Below are 16224 nucleotides of genomic sequence, written 5' to 3' on the forward strand. Positions count from 1 at the left end.
GCAGGGGAGCGCGATTCAGCGGGCCGGCGCGGTCGGCTGGCCCGCCGTCTGCGGCGGCGGCGCCGCGGCATCCTCGAGGATGAACGTGTAGCCCAGCGGGGTGACCGGCTTGGAGAAATCCCGGATCAGGTCGAGCCCCTTGTCGACGAGGCTCGTTTTCGGATCGAACTGGTAGACGTCGTGGTCCTGGCCCCCGGGCTTGAAGATCCGGATCGCGAACGGCATCAGATCGCGGGCCTGGAGGATCAACTCGACCTTGGAGAAATTGGCCGCGTCGGCCTGGAAGCGCGGCAGCGCTTCCAGCCAGATCTGGTCGGCGACCCCCGGCGGAGTGACGATCCGCATCTGGTAGCGCTTCTTGAGCGAATCGGCCTTGGCGCCGAACACGAACGGCAGCGGCCCTTCGCTGATCGCCTTGCCGTGCATCTCCGGGGGCAGCCGTGTCTCGCGGAGTTGGCGCTCGGTGTGACGGAACTCATAGATGCTCGTGCCACTGCACACCCAGTGCTCGCCGACGTCGCCGCTGCGAGCCTCGTAGCGCGACGCCTGGGCATTCCACTGCCGCGATTCCTTGACACGGAACAGCCCCTTGTCGGGCATTGCGTACTTGATCTCGCCGGTGCTCTCGGAAAACGCGAGTCGGTCACCTTTGGGACCGACCGGCCCGAAGGCGTTGTACTCCCATTTCCAGAAGCCGCATGACCACGTCCGTACGGCGGCGTTTCGGGCCTCCCAGGCGACGAGCAGCCGGTCGAGGGCCGCGGCGGCTTCCGGCGCCATCGCCGGCGGGCCGGGCGGTGCGGTCCCGGCCGCGCCGGGGCCGGCCTGAGCCGGTGCCGGCGTTGGGGCGGCGGTGGCGGCTTGCGGCCTGACAGGGGCGGCACCCGGCCGCGGCACCGGCCCTTGGGCCAGCGCCGGGGCGCCGGCTCCCGCGACGGTCATGACGATGGCGCACGCCAGCCCCCTGCAGACGGCGGCGGGCCGGTCCTGCGGCCGCCGGATGGGCAGGGACGACCGCGGCGATGCGCTCTGTCCACGGTGGGAAAGCGGAAGGCGTGGCACGGTCATGGCTCCCGAGGGGGCGGGACTGTAGCATCGGTTCGGGCGGGGGGCGAGGTCGGTTCGCCACGTCGGTCCGGTGGGCTTCCGGTGCCGATAACGCCCCTGATCCAGCGCGGCTTGGCGCTCCGGTGGGCCGCAGCCGCTGCCCCCGAGGGCACCCGCGGCCCGCGACGGCCTGCCGGCCCGCCCCACTCCACGAGGAAGCCGCGATGATCGTCGCCTGCTACTCAACCCAACCCCACGACCGCCGCTCGCTGGAGGCCGCCGCCACCGGCTCGCCGATCGAGTGGCGGTGGCTCGACGTCCGGCTCGACGCCCACTCCACTCCCCTCGCCGCCGGGGCCGCGGCGGTGTGCTGCTTCGTCAACGACCGTCTCGACGCCGCCGCGCTCGGGCGACTGGCGGATCTCGGCGTGAAACTGGTGGCGCTGCGGTGCGCCGGATTCAACCAGGTCGACCTCGTGGCCGCCGGGCGGCTCGGCCTGCCGGTCGTGCGCGTGCCGGAATACTCGCCCCACGCCGTCGCCGAGCACACCGTCGGCCTGATGCTCACGCTGGTGCGGCGCCTCCACAAGGCCTACGCGCGGGTCCGGGACGGCAACTTCTCGCTCGAGGGACTGCTCGGGTTCGACCTCCACGGCAAGACCGCTGGAATCGTGGGCACGGGGCGGATCGGTGCCCGCGTCGCCGAGATCCTCCTCGGCTTCGGCTGCCGGGTGATCGCCCACGATCCCGGCGCCGATCCGCGGCTCGCCGCCCGCGGCGTGACCTATCTCCCGCTCGACCACGTGATCGCCGGAGCCGACATCCTCACGCTCCACTGTCCACTGACCCGGTCCACGCACCACCTCGTCGACGCCCGGCGGATCGCCGCGACGAAGCGCGGGGTCCTGCTCGTCAACACCAGCCGCGGCGGGCTGGTCGACACCCGGGCAGTGATCGCCGCCCTCAAGACCGGCCAGATCGGTCTCCTCGGCCTCGACGTCTACGAGGAGGAGGCGGGGCTGTTCTTCCTCGACCACAGCGACGAGATCATCGGTGACGACATCTTCATGCGCCTGCCGACGTTCCCCAACGTCGTCGTCACGGCGCACCAGGCGTTTTTCACGCAGGAAGCGCTGGCGGCGATCGCGGAGCAGACGGTCCGTAACCTCGTCCACCTCGGGCGTGGCGAGGCGCTCGAGGCCCTCGTCGGCGCCTGAGGCCGGGCTGCCGCGATCAGGAGCGCGACGGCTCCTCGAGGTAGGTGTAGCCGCCGAGCCCCTCCTCGTAGAAGCGGAGGAAGCGGCCGGCCTGCTGGTCGCAGATCAAACCGTCCCGGACGGCGTGCTCGATCGCCCCGCGGAGCCGTTGGACCAACAGCCCGGCGTCGAACTCGACGTAGCCGAGCACCTCGCGGACGGTGTCCCCCTTGATGACCGCGTCGACGACGACCTCGCCGCGCGCGTCGGTGCTGATGTGGACCGCGTTGGTGTCGCCGAACAGGTTGTGGAGGTCGCCGAGGATCTCCTGGTACGCACCGATGAGGAACGCCCCGAGGTAGTACGGCTCGTTTTGCCAAACGTGGAGTGGGAGGGTCCGCTTCACGTCGCGCCGGTCGATGAACTGATCGATCTTGCCGTCGGAATCGCAGGTCACGTCGCCGAGGACCGCCTCGCGCGTCGGCTTCTCGTCGAGCCGGTGGATCGGCATCACTGGAAACAGCTGCTTGATCGCCCAGCTGTCGGGGATCGACTGGAACAGCGAGAAATTGCAGAAGTAGGTATCGGAGAGGGTCGACGGCAGCCCCTCGAGCTCCTCGGGCACGAATTCCAGCTGCCGGCAGAGCTTGCTGATCCGCCGGCAGATCAGCCAGTAGAGCCGCTCGACGGTCGCCCGCTGGTCGAGCGGGAGATAGCCGCTGGCGAACAGGCCCATCGCCGTGTCGAGGGCCTGCTGGGCGTCGTGGTAGCTCTCGAGCAGATTGCGGACGTTGAGATTGCGGCACGTCTCGGCGAGATCGTGGAGCGGCTGCTCGGCATCAGCGGGGGGATCGACGACCTCGGCGGGGGTCGCGCCGTCGGTGGACGTCTCCGGAAGCGGCTGCTTGTCCCCCGCCACGCGGTCTCCCGCGAAACCGGGCTCCGACACGCCGAGGACGCCGAAGATCAGCATGCTGTGGTAGGCCACCACGGCGCGGCCGCTCTCGGAGACGATCGTCGGATGGGCCACCCCCGCCTCGTCGCAGGCGTTCTGGACGTGGTACACGACGTCGTTGGCGTACTCCTGGAGGCTGTAGTTGACGCTCGATTCGAAATTGGTCTGCGAGCCGTCGTAGTCGATTCCCAGGCCACCGCCGACGTCGAGGTAGCGGAGGCCGGCGCCGCGTTTCACCAGCTCGGTGTAGACGCGCGAGGCCTCGTTGAGCGCCGCTTTGATGTGACGGATGTTGGTGATCTGGCTCCCCTGGTGGAAGTGGAGCAGTTGGAGGCAGTCCTCCATGCCGTGGGAGGCGAGCAATTCCAGCCCCTTGAGGATCTCCCCCACGGTGAGCCCGAACTTGCTGCGGAATCCCCCCGACGACTGCCACCGGCCGGCGCCGCGGGTGGCGAGCTTGACCCGCATCCCGATCCGCGGCCGCACGCCGAGTTTCTGCGCGTATTCGAGGATCAGGTGGAGCTCCGAAAAACGCTCCACGACGGGGATGATCTGACGCCCGATCTTGTGGGCGAGCATCGCCGTCTCGATGAACTCGGCGTCCTTGAAGCCGTTGCAGATGATCGGCGTGTCGTTGTCGGCCAGGGCGATCACGGCGAGCAACTCCGGCTTGCTGCCCGCCTCGAGCCCGAAGCGGAACGGCTTCCCGAACCGCAGCACCTCCTCGATCACCTGCCGCTGCTGGTTGACCTTCACCGGGTAGACGCAGCAGTAGTCGCCACGGAACCCGCTCTCGCGGATCGCGGCCGCGAACGCCCCGTGGATCTCGCCGAGCCGATGCTCGAGGATCTCGGCGAACCGGAGGAGGATCGGCAGGTCGATGCCCCGGATCTGGAGACGGTCGACGAGCGCCTTGAGATCGACGCTCCGGGTCGGGTCCTTCGCCGGATGGACGAGCAGGTGCCCGTTGGCGCCCACCGAGAAGTAACCGTTGCCCCACCGTGCCACTTCGTAGAGGTCGTTGGCGTCGGCGGTGCTCCAGTGTTCCACGTCGAGATCGACGGCCATTCGGGCGCTCCGGTGAAGGCGCCCGCGGACAAGCTCCGGATGCCGCGGGACGTCTCAGGGAGTGTAGCGTGTCGGGAGCGACCTACCATGCTGCGTGGGCGACGATGACCGGCAGTGTGCTCAGCCGGCATCCGCCGACCGTGGCTGAAGCCGCTCGTAGAGCCAGGTCATCGCCAGGCCGCGGGCGGTGAGATCGGCCGCCATTGCGTACCACGCCCCCACGGCGCCGAGCCCCAGCCCCGGGAGCGTCGCTCCCGGCAGCACGACCGCCGGCCATGCCAGGAACACCGCCAGCGGGAGTCGGATCGCGAGGAGCCCGAGGAAATTGACCGCCAACGGTGGTCGCGTCAGCCCGGCGCCCCGCAGGGCCCCCGAGAAGACCATCAGCAGCGCCAGCGGCGGCTGCACGAAGGCCACGATCCGCACCAGCCGCGCCGTGAGGGTGGCGACGTCCGGCTGCCGATCGGCCCCACCGACGAACCAGGCGGAGAGCGGCTCGGCGGCGGCGAGGAACAGCGCCCCGGCGACCCCCATCAGCGACATCCCCGCCACGGCCGCCAACCACACCGTGCTCCGCGCCCGCCGCGGCTGGCGGGCGCCGAGAAACTGCCCCGACAGCGTCGCCGCCGCGACGCCGAACGCGCCTCCGGGAAGAAAGGCCAGCGATTCGATCGTGACCGCGACGGAGTGGGCGGCGGCGTCGACGTTGCCCAGCCGGTTGACGATCGACAGGAACCACATGTGACAGACCGAGTTACCCACCGCATCGGTGCCCGCCGGCACGCCGACATCGACGATCCGGCGGAGCCGCTGGCGATCGGGCCACCAGTCGGCCGCCGTGGGCCGGAGGCCGCGGGACCGCCGGGCGAGCAGGGCGACGACACACGCGGCACCGACGAGATACCCGGCCAGCGTGCCCCAAGCCAGCCCCGCCCACCCCAGCCGGGGAAGGCCCGCCACGCCGCTGGCGAGGGCGTAGCTGGCGCCCGCGTTGACGAGATTCACCAGCGACATCGCCATCAGCCCGCCGACCATGTCGCCGGCCCCGCGGAGGATGGCGACACCGACGGTGATCAGCATCACCGCGGGGAGGGCGGGGAGCACGATGGCGATGTACTGCCAGGCCAGCGTTGAACTTTCCGCCGGCAGCCCGAGCAGGGCCACGAGCCGCCGTCCCGCCACCGCCATCACCACGACGAGCACCAGCGCCATCCCGGCGCCGACCAGCAGTGCCTGCGCGGTGGCGCGCCGGGCGCCGACGGCATCCCCCTCGCCGACACACCGGGCGACCAGCGCCGTCGCCGACACCGCCGGGACCGCGAACAGTCCCGGCAGGAAGCTCAGGCAGTAGGCGACCAGCCCGACGGCGGCGAGGTATTCCGGCCCGTCGAGCAGGTTGCCGGCCAACCATTTGTCGGTGAAGCCGACGGCAAGGGCGAGGACCTGCTCGAGAAGCACAGGCGCGACGAGCCGGACCACCGGCGCGTTCGAGCCGGCGGTGCGGTGGATCCCCACAGGACCGGCACCGTCGGCCGGGGGCCGCGTGGTCACGGCTTCTCCACTGGACCGCGCGTCCACGGCGGCAGCCCCGGGCGGCAAGTTGGCCCGTGCTGGGGCGGGCCGACGGCCGTCGGCGCCACGGTCGGGTCCTTCGCTCAGACGAACAAGTCCTTGATCACCTTGCCGGAGTTGGCGATCTTCATCGGCCGGCCGTTCTTCGCGGTGAAGGTCGTCTCGAGCGACACTCCCAACGCCTTGAGCACGCTGGCCATCAGGTCCTGGGACGTGTACGGCTCCGACACGACCTCCTTGCCGTCGGCGCTGGTCTCGCCGACGACGGTGCCGCGTTTGAATCCACCACCCCCGACGACCACGCTCCAGCTTCGTGCCCAGTGGTCACGGCCGGCGTTGGCGTTGATCGACGGCGTCCGGCTGAACTCACCCATCCAGATCACGGCGGTGTCCTCGAGCAGGCCGCGATCGGCCAGATCGGCCACCAGGGCACTCATCGCCTGGTCGAGTTCCGGGAGCTTCCGATCCTGCAGCGTCGGGAAGATGTCGGCGTGGTTGTCCCACCCGCCGAGGTCCACCTCGACGAACGGAACCCCGAGTTCGACGAGGCGACGGGCCATCAAGCACCCGCGTCCGAAGCCTGTGGCACCGTAGCGGTCCTGGACTTCCTTCGGCTCCTGCATGACCTTGAAGGCATCCATCTGCCGGCTTTTGAGGATCTTGACGGTCTTGTCGAGCACCTTGGCATGGTCCTCGGCGGCCGTCCCGCGTTTCTCGCCGATGAACCCCTTCTCGATGGTCGCGAGCATCTCGAGCCGCTGAGACATCCGTGCCGGATCGATGCCCATGTCGAGGTTCCGGACATTGCCGTTGGTGTCGACGACGAACGGTGCCCAGGTCATCCCGAGGAATCCCGGCCCGACGCTCCCGCTCCCCACCGACACGAACGGCGGGACTTCGAGCTCCGGGACCTGGGCCGCCAGTTCGTGCGCGATCACCGCGCCGTAGCTGGGATGCTCGATGTTGGGATTGGGCACGTAGGCGGTGTGCATGTAGTACCGACCGCGCATGTGGTCGGCCTCGCGCGTGCTCATCGAGCGGACGATCGACATGTGGTGCATCTGCTTGGCCATCAGCGGCATGTGCTCGCTGATCTGCACCCCGTCGGCACTCGTCGAGATCGGTCGAAACGGCCCCCCGGTCGCGGCACCGGGCTTGAGATCCCAGATGTCCATCGTGCTCGGGCCGCCGCCCATCCAGAGGAGGATCGCGGCCTTGTGCCGTTTCTGCAGGTCGGAGGCGTTGGCGAGCAGTGAATTGGTGAATGCCGTCGCCGGCGCGGCGAGGGCGGCGGCCCCGGCGACGTGGCTGGCGAAGTGTCGCCGGCTCATCCCCGCGGGGAGCACGTGACGGGCGAACGGGAACGGCATGGCTGGGTCCTTTCGCGACGGACGAAACGGAAGAGCGGCGGCCACTCAGTGGTTGATGATGAACTCGTTGGAATTGAGCACCGCCCACCAGATGTCCTGGAGGGCGGCGGCGGCGTCGCCCTTGCGGGCGCCCATGATCTGATTGGCGACTTTGAGCTCTCGCGCCGTGGGGCGACGGGCGAGGGCGGCACGGTAGAGGAGGTCGATCTTCGCCGCGTTCTTCAGCTCGTTGGACCGGGCGATCCGGTCGAGGAACCCGCCCTGGCCGACGGCGGTCGCCGACTTGACGAGGTCGCCGTTGAACATCATCAGCACCTGGGGGATCGAGCCGTTGAAGGTCGTCGCCTCGTCGCCTTCGTCGGTGCCGAAGGCGATGATGAATTGCGACAGCCACTCGTCCTTCCGTCGGGCCGCCGCCTCACCGCGGGTGGACTCCCCTTCCCCCTCGCCGCCGACGCGGTCAGCCTCGGTGGCCGTGAGCAGCGACTGGTAGAGCTCCTCGGGGCGCATCTGCCGGAGGTAGAAGCGCGAAAACCTCGGCTGTTCGCCGACGAACGGATCGTCCTTGGAGTTGCCTTTCGTGGTCCGGCTCGACAGCGAGTAGGGGCGTGAAAGCACGATCCAGCGCATCAACTCCTTGACGTCGAAGCTCCCCTCGCGGAATCGCTCCGCGAGACCGTCGAGGAGCTCCGGATGCGACGGGGCGTTGTGCTCGCCGAGATCGTCGACGGGACGGGTGAACCCGAACCCGAAGAAATGCCCCCAGATCCGGTTGACGATCGCCTTGGGAAACAACGGACTGGTGACGATCAACTTGGCCAGCTCGCCGCGCCGGTTGACGCCGTACTCGGTTCCATCCTCCATCTTCCCGGGAAGGTAACCCGACTTGGAGATCGCCGTCCCGTCGACGAACACCGGGAAAGCCACTTTCACCTGCCCGTTGCGAAGCTCGAAAAACAGTTCCGCGGCCTCCGGGTCGGGGTTCGCGCCTTCGCCGGCGAAGTCTTCGTCCACAAGCGCCATCGCCTGGATGTCGCGGGTCCCCGCGAACTGCCGCAACGCCTTCGTCTGCCGGAAAAAGGCGTTCAACTCCCAGAACTGGTTCTGTTTCCCCTTGTTGAACGGATGGTTGTGGCACTGCGTGCATTGGACCTGCAGGCCGAGGAAGATCTGCGCCGTCTTGGCGGTGGCCTGGATGCCGTTTTCGTCGAGCTTTCCCGAGAGGAAATTGGTGGCGCCGTTGAACCCCTTCTGCCCCGATTTGTTGACGCCGGTCGCGGTCACCAACTCGGTCACGAACCGGTCGTAGGGCATGTTCTTGGCGAGCACGCGGCGCAGCCATTGCCGCATGCCGCTGCGGTTGACGCGCTCGTTTTCGGTGTCACGCCCGATCAGGATCGTGGTCCAGATGTCGGTCCAGTGCCGGGCGTATTCATCGACCGATTCCTCGCCGAGCAGACGATTGACCAGGTCGACGCGCCGCGATTCCGACGAGCCGGCCAGGAAGGCATCGAGCTCCGACACCGAAGGAATCCGGCCGACGAGGTCGAGGTACACCCGCCGGCACCACTCTTCGTCGGTCGCCGGGGCGGCGGGTTGGAGCCCGGCATCGGCCCACCCGGCCGCGATCGACTCGTCGATGAACTTGACCTGGGGAATGCCGTGGTGCGGCTCGCGCGCCAGCGCGGCCCCGGACAGCAGCGTCAGGGCGATCCAGGCCACTGCGACGCGGAGGGCCATGCACCACCAGCCGGCGCGGGGAAAGCCATCAGCGTCGCAGACCGCCGGACAGGCTGCAGCGACACCGTGGACCGCTCGGACAAACCCGGGGAAAAGCGCCGTCGAAGACCGCATGGAGCGTCCTCGGGAAATGGGGTGCGGTGCCCCGTCGCACACTTCCCTCAACCTCCCCAGGGTATCCAATCGGCAGGTGGCGGGCAATCGCGGGAGGAGAAAACGGTCGTTCTCTCCCCGGCCGATACCCCGCCGTACGCTGTCTCGCGGGCGTGCGGCCAGGAGTGGTCAGCTTCCCGCTTTCCGTCCCTTGACCCGCGGAGCGGGCTGGGCCGCCGGCGCGGCGCCGACGAGCTCCAGGATCGCCCTCGGGCCGGCGTCACCGAGGCGCGGCGTCGCCAGCTTGAGGATCCGGGTGTAGCCACCGGGCCGATCGACGTACCGCGGCGCCACCTTCTCGAACACGATCCGCGCCGCCTGCTTGTCGCCGAGCAGCTGCACGACACGGCGGCGGGCGGTGACTATCGGGGCCGATGCCTGCGCCCATTGCCGCCAGCGGTCACTGCCACGCCACTGCTTCCATTCGGCCGAGTCACGCGAGGCGGTCGAGGCCAACTCCCCGGCCCGGCGGGAGTGCACCAAGCCCCGCTTGGCGATCGTGATGCAGCGTTCGACGAGCGGCCGCACCTCCTTCGCCTTGGCGACGGTGGTCACGATCCGCCCGGCGACCTTCGGCGCGCCCGTCTCGTCGGGCTCACAGGCCCGCTCGGTGAGGAACAGGGCGGACGCGAGATTCCTCAGGAGCGCCCGCTGGTGAGCGGGGCTGCGGCCGAGCACCCGGCCTTTGCGACGATGACGCATGGAGACACTCCGGACAATCAGAATCTGAACGACATCGATCTCAACCGCGAGCGGGAGCCACCCCGCGCGGGAGGCCGGACACGGCCGCTGTTCACACCTCGGCCGCCATCCCCAACCGCAACCCCACCTCGGCGAGTTTCTCCTCGATCTCCTGGAGGGTGGTCTCACCGAAGTTCCGCACCTCGAGCAGATCCTCGCGCGTCTTCGAGACGAGGTCCCGGAGGGTCGTGATCCCCTCCGTCTCGAGGCAATTACTCGCCCGCAGCGACAGCTTGAGGTCCGCGACGAGCATCCCCAGACGGCTCTCCAGCGGGGCTTCGATGGCCAACACCCCGGCCGCGGCCGGGGCGGTGACTGCCGGCCCGGGGCGCGAATAGCCGACGAACGGATTGAGGTGCTTGCGGAGGATCTTCGCGGCCTCGACCAGCGCCATCTCCGGCGTCACCGTTCCGTTGGTCCAGATCTCGATTGCCAGCTTGTCATAGTTGGTTTTCTGGCCGACCCGGGTCTCCTCGACCTCGTAGCGCACGCGCGTCACCGGGCTGAACACGGCATCCACGGGAATGATCCCGATTTCCTGGGCTTCCGGGCTGTGTTCGCTCGCCGGAACGTATCCACGGCCGTTTTCCACGACCATCTCGAGTTCGAACGGCACGTCGTCCGTGAGGGTCGCGAGGACGAGGTCCTTGCTGATCACCTCGACTGCCTCGTCGGTCTGGATGTCGGCGCCGGTGACGGGCCCCCGAGTCTGCTTCTCGACGCGGATCACACGGGTCGAATCGCTGTGGTTCTTGACGACGAGGCTCTTCACCGCCAGGACGATGTCGGTGACGTCCTCGAGCACCCCCTTGAGCGTGGTGAACTCATGGAGCGCGTTACCGACCTTGATCTGGGTGACGGCGCTGCCTTCGAGGCTCGACAGCAGCACACGCCGGATGGCGTTGCCGACGGTGGTCCCGAACCCACGCTCGAACGGCTCGGCGACGAACCGACCGTAGGTGGGCGACAGCGTCTTGGCATCGACGACCACCGCCCCCGGCAACTCGAGACCGCGCCAACGGATATGCATGGTTTCGCCCTTCTCTGTACCGCGGCCTGCCACAGGCCCCGGCTCCTGTTTCGTTGTTCAGCGATTCCGCGACGCCCGTCCGGAACCGCACGTGCCGCGCTGCCGCCCCACCCCGACCGCCACCACCGGATGGCGATCCGTCGCGCGGCTCACCGCCACCGTCACTTCGAACACAACTCGATGATCAGGTTCGCCTGGACCGGGATCGACACGTCGTCGGAACCGGGAAGCCGATCGACCCGCCCCTCGGGAACGCCCGCTTCCAGGCGCGAGAGGAAGTCGGGGACGTCGCGGTGCATCGACGACATCGCCGCGTGCACCAGCTGCAGGCTCTTGGCCCGGTTCTTGACCCGGACGATGTCGCCCGCCCTGACGAGATAACTCGGGACATCGACCCGCCGGCCATTGATCGTGACATGCCCGTGGAGCACGAACTGGCGGGCGGCGGACCGCGACGTGGCGAAGCCGAGGCGGTGGACGACGTTGTCGAGCCTGCGCTCGAGCAGCGACATCAGCACCTCACCGGTGTTGCCCTTGCCGCGCTCGGCGCGGGCGAAGTACGCCCGGAACTGGCGCTCGAGCACGCCGTAGTAGTGCTTCACCTTCTGCTTCTCACGGAGATGGATCCCGTACTCGGTCGGTTTGCCACGGCGCTTCTGCACCATCCCCGGAGGCGAGGAACGGCGTTCGAAGGCGCACTTCGAGGTGTCGCAGCGCGTGCCCTTGAGGAACAGTTTCAGGCCGTCACGGCGGCACAGGCGGCACACAGGCCCGGTGATTCTTCCCATGGTTGTTCGCGAGGGGGAAAAGGTTCGGAGCGGGGTTGCGTTTGGATCGTGGAGTCGTGGAGTCGAAAGATCACCCGGGCGAAGCCGCCCGGGGCACGGCGGCCGTCGCCCCGGAAAGCCGATGGCCGCGGCAGCGCCGGGCGTCGGCCACGGAGACGGAAATCACACTCTCCGCTTCTTCGGGGGTCGGCACCCGTTGTGCGGCAGCGGGGTGATGTCCTCGATGGATTTCACATTCATGCCGGCGGCCTGGAGCGCGGTGATCGCGCTTTCCCGACCGCTGCCCGGGCCACGGACACGGACTTCGAGGTCCTTGACACCGAACTTGGCCGCCTTTTCAGCCGCCTGCTGGGCGGCGCACTGGCCAGCGAACGGGGTCCCCTTGCGGCTTCCCTTGAAGCCGCAGGTCCCACCGCTGGCCCAACACAGCGTGTCCCCTTTGGTGTCGGTGATGGTGACCGTGGTGTTGTTGAAGCTCGCCGTGATGTAGGCGATCCCAGCCGACACGCTCTTCTTCTTGGCTTTTGCAACCTTCGACATCGTTCCTGCCTTGGTTCCTGCCTTGGCTGTTTCGATCCGCCGCCCGGAGCGAGCGGATTACTTGAGGTCCTTGACGCCCTTCTTCCCGGCGACCGTCTTCTTCGGGCCCTTGCGCGTCCGGGCGTTGGTCCTCGTGCGCTGGCCACGGACCGGAAGACCACGGCGGTGGCGAAGGCCGCGGTAGCTCCCGATGTCCTTCAGCCGGGAGATGTTTTGGGCGACCTGACGGCGGAGTTGCCCCTCGACGACGTAGTCCTTGTCGAGCAATGCGGCCAGACGGGCCAGCTCGTCCTCGTGTAGCGAGCGGGCGATTCCCTCGGGATCGACCCCTGCCTTGTGGCACAGCTCCCGGGCCACCCGCGGACCGACGCCGTACAGGTATTGGAGGGAGTAGATCGTCCGCTTCTCGGACGGGATATCGACGCCGAGCAATCTGGGCATGGGAGTTCGGAGTCCAGCAACGGGGGGGAAAACGACCGGGGAGGAGCGGACACAGACCGAGACGATCGCGCCAGGCGCGGCCGGTCACCCCTGCCGCTGCTTGTGACGGGGGTCGGCACAGACGACGAACACCACGCCTCGGCGGCGGACGACTTTGCATTTCTCACAGACGCGACGAACGCTGGCTCGCACTTTCATGACACGATTCCTCGCTCTCGTGGTCGGACGGCATTTCCGGCGATGGTCGGCCGGTTCGGTCGACGTCGATCGATCGTCGGCCCCGACACCTTCGGCATCACCGTCGTGATCGACCGGCACGTCACCGATCGAAGCGCCGTAGCGCGCCGGGGTTGGTATCGACGCGGCGGCGGCGTGCCGTGCGTCCACCACCGCCGACCCTTCCAGGTCGAGCGGGCGGCCGGTCGATCTGGCCGCAGCTCCGATTCGCCCGTCCGAACCCGACCGATCGCCGACCCCCAATGTGGGGCACATGCCCGGGAATGGAGAAAAGGCGGACCGAGTCGGGTCACGGAGTATAGGGTGCGGAAGGCTGCCCTCACAAGTGGCACGGCATCGGGCCACGAATCACGTCAACCACCGGACGAAAACCCCCCATCGGGAGGATCGTCGCGTCCCCGATCGGGATCACGGCCGGCCGCAACGTTCGGTCGCACCCCGACCACGGCCCGTTTCCGGGAGCGCGACGCCACGACGGCCAGGACGGGTCACCCGACCGGTTCGATCACCTCGCCAGGGGCCGGCGCCGCCGTGAGCACCACCGGCCCCTGCTCACTGATCGCGATCGTGTGCTCGAAGTGGGCGCTGGGCATGCCATCGACGGTGCTCTGCGTCCAGTGGTCAGACATCACGCGGACCTTCTTCGTGCCCATGTTGACCATCGGCTCGACGGCGATGACCAGCCCGGGAACGAGCTCGAAGTCGTGGTTCCGGCGAAACGCCGGGGTGCAAAAATTCGGGACCTGGGGATCCTCGTGCATCTTGCGCCCGATCCCGTGCCCGACGAAGTTCTCGACGACGCTGAACCCATGGTCGCGGACGTAGCGCGCCATCTCCGTCGCCACGTCGCTCCAGCGGCTCCGCCGCCCCATCAACTGGATCGCCAGGGCGAGCACACCGGAGGTGCAGTCGAGGAGCCCCTTGGTGCGCGGCTCGACCGCTCCGACGGGATGCGTCATCGCCGAGTCGCCACACCATCCGGCAAGGCTGCAGCCGGTGTCGATGCTGACGATGTCGCCGTTCACCAGGACGCGTGGTCCCGGAATGCCGTGCACCACCTCGTCGTTGACGGAGATGCAACAGACCGCCGGAAACGGCACCTTGCCCGGGACACCCTTGAACAGCGGGAGGGCACCGTGCCGGGTGAAAAACTCCTCGACGGCGAGATCGATGTCACCGGTGGTCACGCCCGGCCGGACCATCGAGGCTGCCAGTTGATGCGCGCCCCAAACCACCAAACCCGTTCGCCGCATCGCGGCGATCTCTCGGGTGGAGCGAAGATTCACCACGGGTGGGTACCGATCGGGGGAGACGGGACGGGCGATCGTCGCGGGAGTATAGCCTGCCGACAGGATGGCGCTTCGGCCGACTCAGCCCCGCGTCGAGGACTGACGGAATGGGGAAATCGAGGCCGTGACCCGGTCGAAGATCTCCTCCGCGCTGCCGAGACCGTCGACGGTGACGAGTTTCCCCTGCCGGCCATAGTAGGCCAGAAGGGGAGCTGTCTGCAGTTCGAAACTGACGATCCTCCGCGAGAAGACCTGCGGATCGTCGTCGGAACGCCCGCGGGCGAGCATCCGCCGGACGAGCTCGTCGCGCGGCACGGCCAGCTCGATCACGCAGTCGATGGCGATCGCCCGGCGTTCGAGCAATTCGTCGAGGGTCGCTGCCTGGGTGAGCGTCCGCGGAAATCCGTCGAGGAGGAATCCGGTCCGGCAGTCGGCCGATTCCAGCCGCCGCGTCACCATCCCGAGGATGATCGGGTCGGGGACGAGTTGGCCCTGCTCCATGTAGCGGGCCGCCTCGACCCCCTCGACCGTCCCGGCCCGCACGGCATGGCGGAGCATCTCCCCGGTCGACAGATGGGGCACGCGGAGCTGGGCGGTCAGCCTCGCACACTGCGTGCCTTTTCCGGCACCGGGAGGTCCGATGAGGATGATCCGCATTGGCGCGTCCGCGAGCCGGGTTCGGCGCCCCGGGTCAGGATTTCTCGAGCAAGCCCGTGTAGTTGCGCATCACGAGATGGCTGTCGATCTTCTGCACGAGATCGAACGCGACACTGACGGCGATCAGCAGACCGGTGCCCCCGTAGAAGCCGGCGATCTGCGCCGGGATCCCGAGGAAGCCACCGACCAACGTGGGGATGATGGCGACCAACGACAGGAACGCGGCGCCGACATACGTGATCCGTTCCATGACCCGCTCGAGATAATCGGCCGTCCGCTTTCCCGGCCGGTACCCCGGGATGAAGGCCCCGTGGTTCTTGAGGTTGTCGGCCACTTCCTTGGGATTGAAGGAAATCGCGGTCCAGAAGTAGCAGAAGAAGAAGATCAGCGCGATGAACAGCAGATTGTAGATCAGCGACTCGCTGCGGGTGAACGAGTTGTGGAGCGCGGTGAGGAGCGCATTGCCGGGATAGGCCCGGTACAGGGCCTGGAACAGGACCTGCGGAAACAGCAGCAGCGAACTGGCGAAGATGATCGGCATCACGCCGGACTGATTGACCTTGAGCGGCAGGTATTGCTTCGTCCCGCCATATACGCGGCGGCCGCGGACATGCTTGGCCGACTGGGTGGGGATCCGCCGCTGCCCCTGGGTCATGAACACCACCCCCGCGACGACGGCGACGAACATCGCGATCAGGAGCAGGATCTTGTCGACACCGAGCTTGCCGCCGCCACCGCCCAGCTCCCAGGTCGAGTTCTCGCTGAGCTCGAGGAGGGCGCTGGGCATCCCCGCGAGGATGCCGGCCATGATCAGGAGGCTGATGCCGTTGCCGATGCCGAACTCGTCGATCTGCTCGCCGAGCCACATCAGGAAGATCGTGCCTGCGGTCATCGTCATCACCGCGACGAACTGCCAGATGAACGGCAGCTTTCCGTCGACGAGGAAACCCGGCTGGATCAGCGACTCCTGACCGACCCGCGTATTGGCAAGGAAGGCGACGTAGGCCCAACTCTGGACGATGCAGATCACGACCGTCGCGTACCGCGTGTACTCGTTGATCCGCTTGCGCCCCGCCTCACCTTCCTTGGTCAGCCGCTCGAGTGGTGGCCAGACCGTTCCGAGCAACTGGAAGATGATCGACGCCGAGATGTAGGGCATGATCCCGAGGCCGAAGATCGTCGCCTGGGTCAACTGGCTGGCTGAAAACACGGCCACCGTCTTGAGCACGTCGCCGAGGCCGCCGGTTTCCTCGGCGAATCTGCGCATCGCTTCGGGATTGACGATCGGGAGAGGCACCCACCAGCCGACGCGGTAGATCGCCAACAAGCCGAGCGTCAGGAGGATCTTCTGGCGAAGTTCCGGGATCGAGAAGACCGTACGGATCTTTTCCAGCATGGGC

Annotated in this window: 15 protein-coding genes; 1 reads left to right on the plus strand and 14 read right to left on the minus strand. The window is 68.0% G+C overall.

The genetic code is table 11. The features are described 5' to 3' along the window. Window positions 1-15: 15 nt before the first annotated feature. Window positions 16-1068 carry a TIGR03009 domain-containing protein gene (locus tag FJ309_07485; protein MBM3954441.1) on the minus strand — a complete coding sequence of 351 codons (1053 nt, stop codon included), beginning with the start codon at window positions 1066-1068 and terminating at the stop codon, window positions 16-18. 203 nt (window positions 1069-1271) lie between these two features. Between FJ309_07485 and FJ309_07490 the strand changes: the two genes are divergently transcribed. Further along, window positions 1272-2264, plus strand: coding sequence for a 2-hydroxyacid dehydrogenase (locus tag FJ309_07490; protein MBM3954442.1), 993 nt, complete (start codon window positions 1272-1274; stop codon window positions 2262-2264). A gap of 16 nt (window positions 2265-2280) precedes the next feature. On the opposite strand, the gene speA is transcribed toward FJ309_07490, so the two are convergent. From speA to secY, 13 genes are all read right to left on the minus strand, one after another. After that, window positions 2281-4266: a biosynthetic arginine decarboxylase gene (gene speA, locus FJ309_07495; protein MBM3954443.1), complete on the minus strand. Its 1986-nt coding sequence runs from the start codon at window positions 4264-4266 to the stop codon at window positions 2281-2283. Between the two features lie 120 nt (window positions 4267-4386). Next, a complete protein-coding gene (locus tag FJ309_07500; GenBank protein ID MBM3954444.1) occupies window positions 4387-5925 on the minus strand; it encodes an MATE family efflux transporter in 1539 nt (512 codons plus the stop codon). Then, on the minus strand, window positions 5922-7169 hold the full coding sequence (locus tag FJ309_07505) for a DUF1501 domain-containing protein (protein ID MBM3954445.1): 1248 nt from the start codon (window positions 7167-7169) through the stop codon (window positions 5922-5924). Before FJ309_07505 ends, FJ309_07500 begins: the two co-directional genes overlap by 4 nt. A gap of 84 nt (window positions 7170-7253) precedes the next feature. Next, window positions 7254-8948: a DUF1549 domain-containing protein gene (locus FJ309_07510; protein MBM3954446.1), complete on the minus strand. Its 1695-nt coding sequence runs from the start codon at window positions 8946-8948 to the stop codon at window positions 7254-7256. Between the two features lie 282 nt (window positions 8949-9230). Continuing rightward, a complete protein-coding gene (locus FJ309_07515) occupies window positions 9231-9803 on the minus strand; it encodes a 50S ribosomal protein L17 (protein MBM3954447.1) in 573 nt (190 codons plus the stop codon). 91 nt (window positions 9804-9894) lie between these two features. Then, a complete protein-coding gene (locus FJ309_07520; GenBank protein MBM3954448.1) occupies window positions 9895-10872 on the minus strand; it encodes a DNA-directed RNA polymerase subunit alpha in 978 nt (325 codons plus the stop codon). A gap of 161 nt (window positions 10873-11033) precedes the next feature. Then, window positions 11034-11660: a 30S ribosomal protein S4 gene (gene rpsD / locus FJ309_07525; protein MBM3954449.1), complete on the minus strand. Its 627-nt coding sequence runs from the start codon at window positions 11658-11660 to the stop codon at window positions 11034-11036. 162 nt (window positions 11661-11822) lie between these two features. Further along, on the minus strand, window positions 11823-12200 hold the full coding sequence (rpsK, locus tag FJ309_07530; GenBank protein MBM3954450.1) for a 30S ribosomal protein S11: 378 nt from the start codon (window positions 12198-12200) through the stop codon (window positions 11823-11825). Between the two features lie 57 nt (window positions 12201-12257). Continuing rightward, complete coding sequence (gene rpsM, locus FJ309_07535) at window positions 12258-12641, minus strand: 30S ribosomal protein S13 (GenBank protein ID MBM3954451.1); 384 nt, start codon at window positions 12639-12641, stop codon at window positions 12258-12260. A gap of 84 nt (window positions 12642-12725) precedes the next feature. Continuing rightward, window positions 12726-12839 (minus strand): 50S ribosomal protein L36, encoded by a 114-nt coding sequence (gene rpmJ / locus FJ309_07540; GenBank protein ID MBM3954452.1) that lies wholly within the window; start codon window positions 12837-12839, stop codon window positions 12726-12728. Window positions 12840-13366: 527 nt separating this feature from the next. After that, a complete protein-coding gene (gene map / locus FJ309_07545) occupies window positions 13367-14167 on the minus strand; it encodes a type I methionyl aminopeptidase (GenBank protein ID MBM3954453.1) in 801 nt (266 codons plus the stop codon). A gap of 81 nt (window positions 14168-14248) precedes the next feature. Further along, window positions 14249-14824 carry an adenylate kinase gene (locus tag FJ309_07550; protein ID MBM3954454.1) on the minus strand — a complete coding sequence of 192 codons (576 nt, stop codon included), beginning with the start codon at window positions 14822-14824 and terminating at the stop codon, window positions 14249-14251. A gap of 34 nt (window positions 14825-14858) precedes the next feature. Beyond that, window positions 14859-16220, minus strand: a complete 1362-nt coding sequence (gene secY, locus FJ309_07555) for a preprotein translocase subunit SecY (GenBank protein MBM3954455.1) — start codon at window positions 16218-16220, stop codon at window positions 14859-14861. Between the last annotated feature and the right edge of the window lie 4 nt (window positions 16221-16224).

It is taken from the genome of Planctomycetota bacterium, assembly GCA_016872555.1.
Lineage (GTDB): Bacteria > Planctomycetota > Planctomycetia > Pirellulales > UBA1268 > F1-20-MAGs016.

Excerpts from the sequence above, each read along its gene's own strand:
- FJ309_07485 (MBM3954441.1), bottom strand. The coding sequence starts at position 1,068 with ATGACCGTGCCACGCCTTCCGCTTTCCCACCGTGGACAGAGCGCATCG.
- FJ309_07490 (MBM3954442.1), top strand. The coding sequence starts at position 1,272 with ATGATCGTCGCCTGCTACTCAACCCAACCCCACGACCGCCGCTCGCTG.
- speA (MBM3954443.1), bottom strand. The coding sequence starts at position 4,266 with ATGGCCGTCGATCTCGACGTGGAACACTGGAGCACCGCCGACGCCAAC.
- FJ309_07505 (MBM3954445.1), bottom strand. The coding sequence starts at position 7,169 with ATGAGCCGGCGACACTTCGCCAGCCACGTCGCCGGGGCCGCCGCCCTC.
- FJ309_07510 (MBM3954446.1), bottom strand. The coding sequence starts at position 8,948 with ATGGCCCTCCGCGTCGCAGTGGCCTGGATCGCCCTGACGCTGCTGTCC.
- FJ309_07515 (MBM3954447.1), bottom strand. The coding sequence starts at position 9,803 with ATGCGTCATCGTCGCAAAGGCCGGGTGCTCGGCCGCAGCCCCGCTCAC.
- FJ309_07520 (MBM3954448.1), bottom strand. The coding sequence starts at position 10,872 with ATGCATATCCGTTGGCGCGGTCTCGAGTTGCCGGGGGCGGTGGTCGTC.
- rpsD (MBM3954449.1), bottom strand. The coding sequence starts at position 11,660 with ATGGGAAGAATCACCGGGCCTGTGTGCCGCCTGTGCCGCCGTGACGGC.
- rpsK (MBM3954450.1), bottom strand. The coding sequence starts at position 12,200 with ATGTCGAAGGTTGCAAAAGCCAAGAAGAAGAGCGTGTCGGCTGGGATC.
- rpsM (MBM3954451.1), bottom strand. The coding sequence starts at position 12,641 with ATGCCCAGATTGCTCGGCGTCGATATCCCGTCCGAGAAGCGGACGATC.
- rpmJ (MBM3954452.1), bottom strand. The coding sequence starts at position 12,839 with ATGAAAGTGCGAGCCAGCGTTCGTCGCGTCTGTGAGAAATGCAAAGTC.
- FJ309_07550 (MBM3954454.1), bottom strand. The coding sequence starts at position 14,824 with ATGCGGATCATCCTCATCGGACCTCCCGGTGCCGGAAAAGGCACGCAG.
- secY (MBM3954455.1), bottom strand. The coding sequence starts at position 16,220 with ATGCTGGAAAAGATCCGTACGGTCTTCTCGATCCCGGAACTTCGCCAG.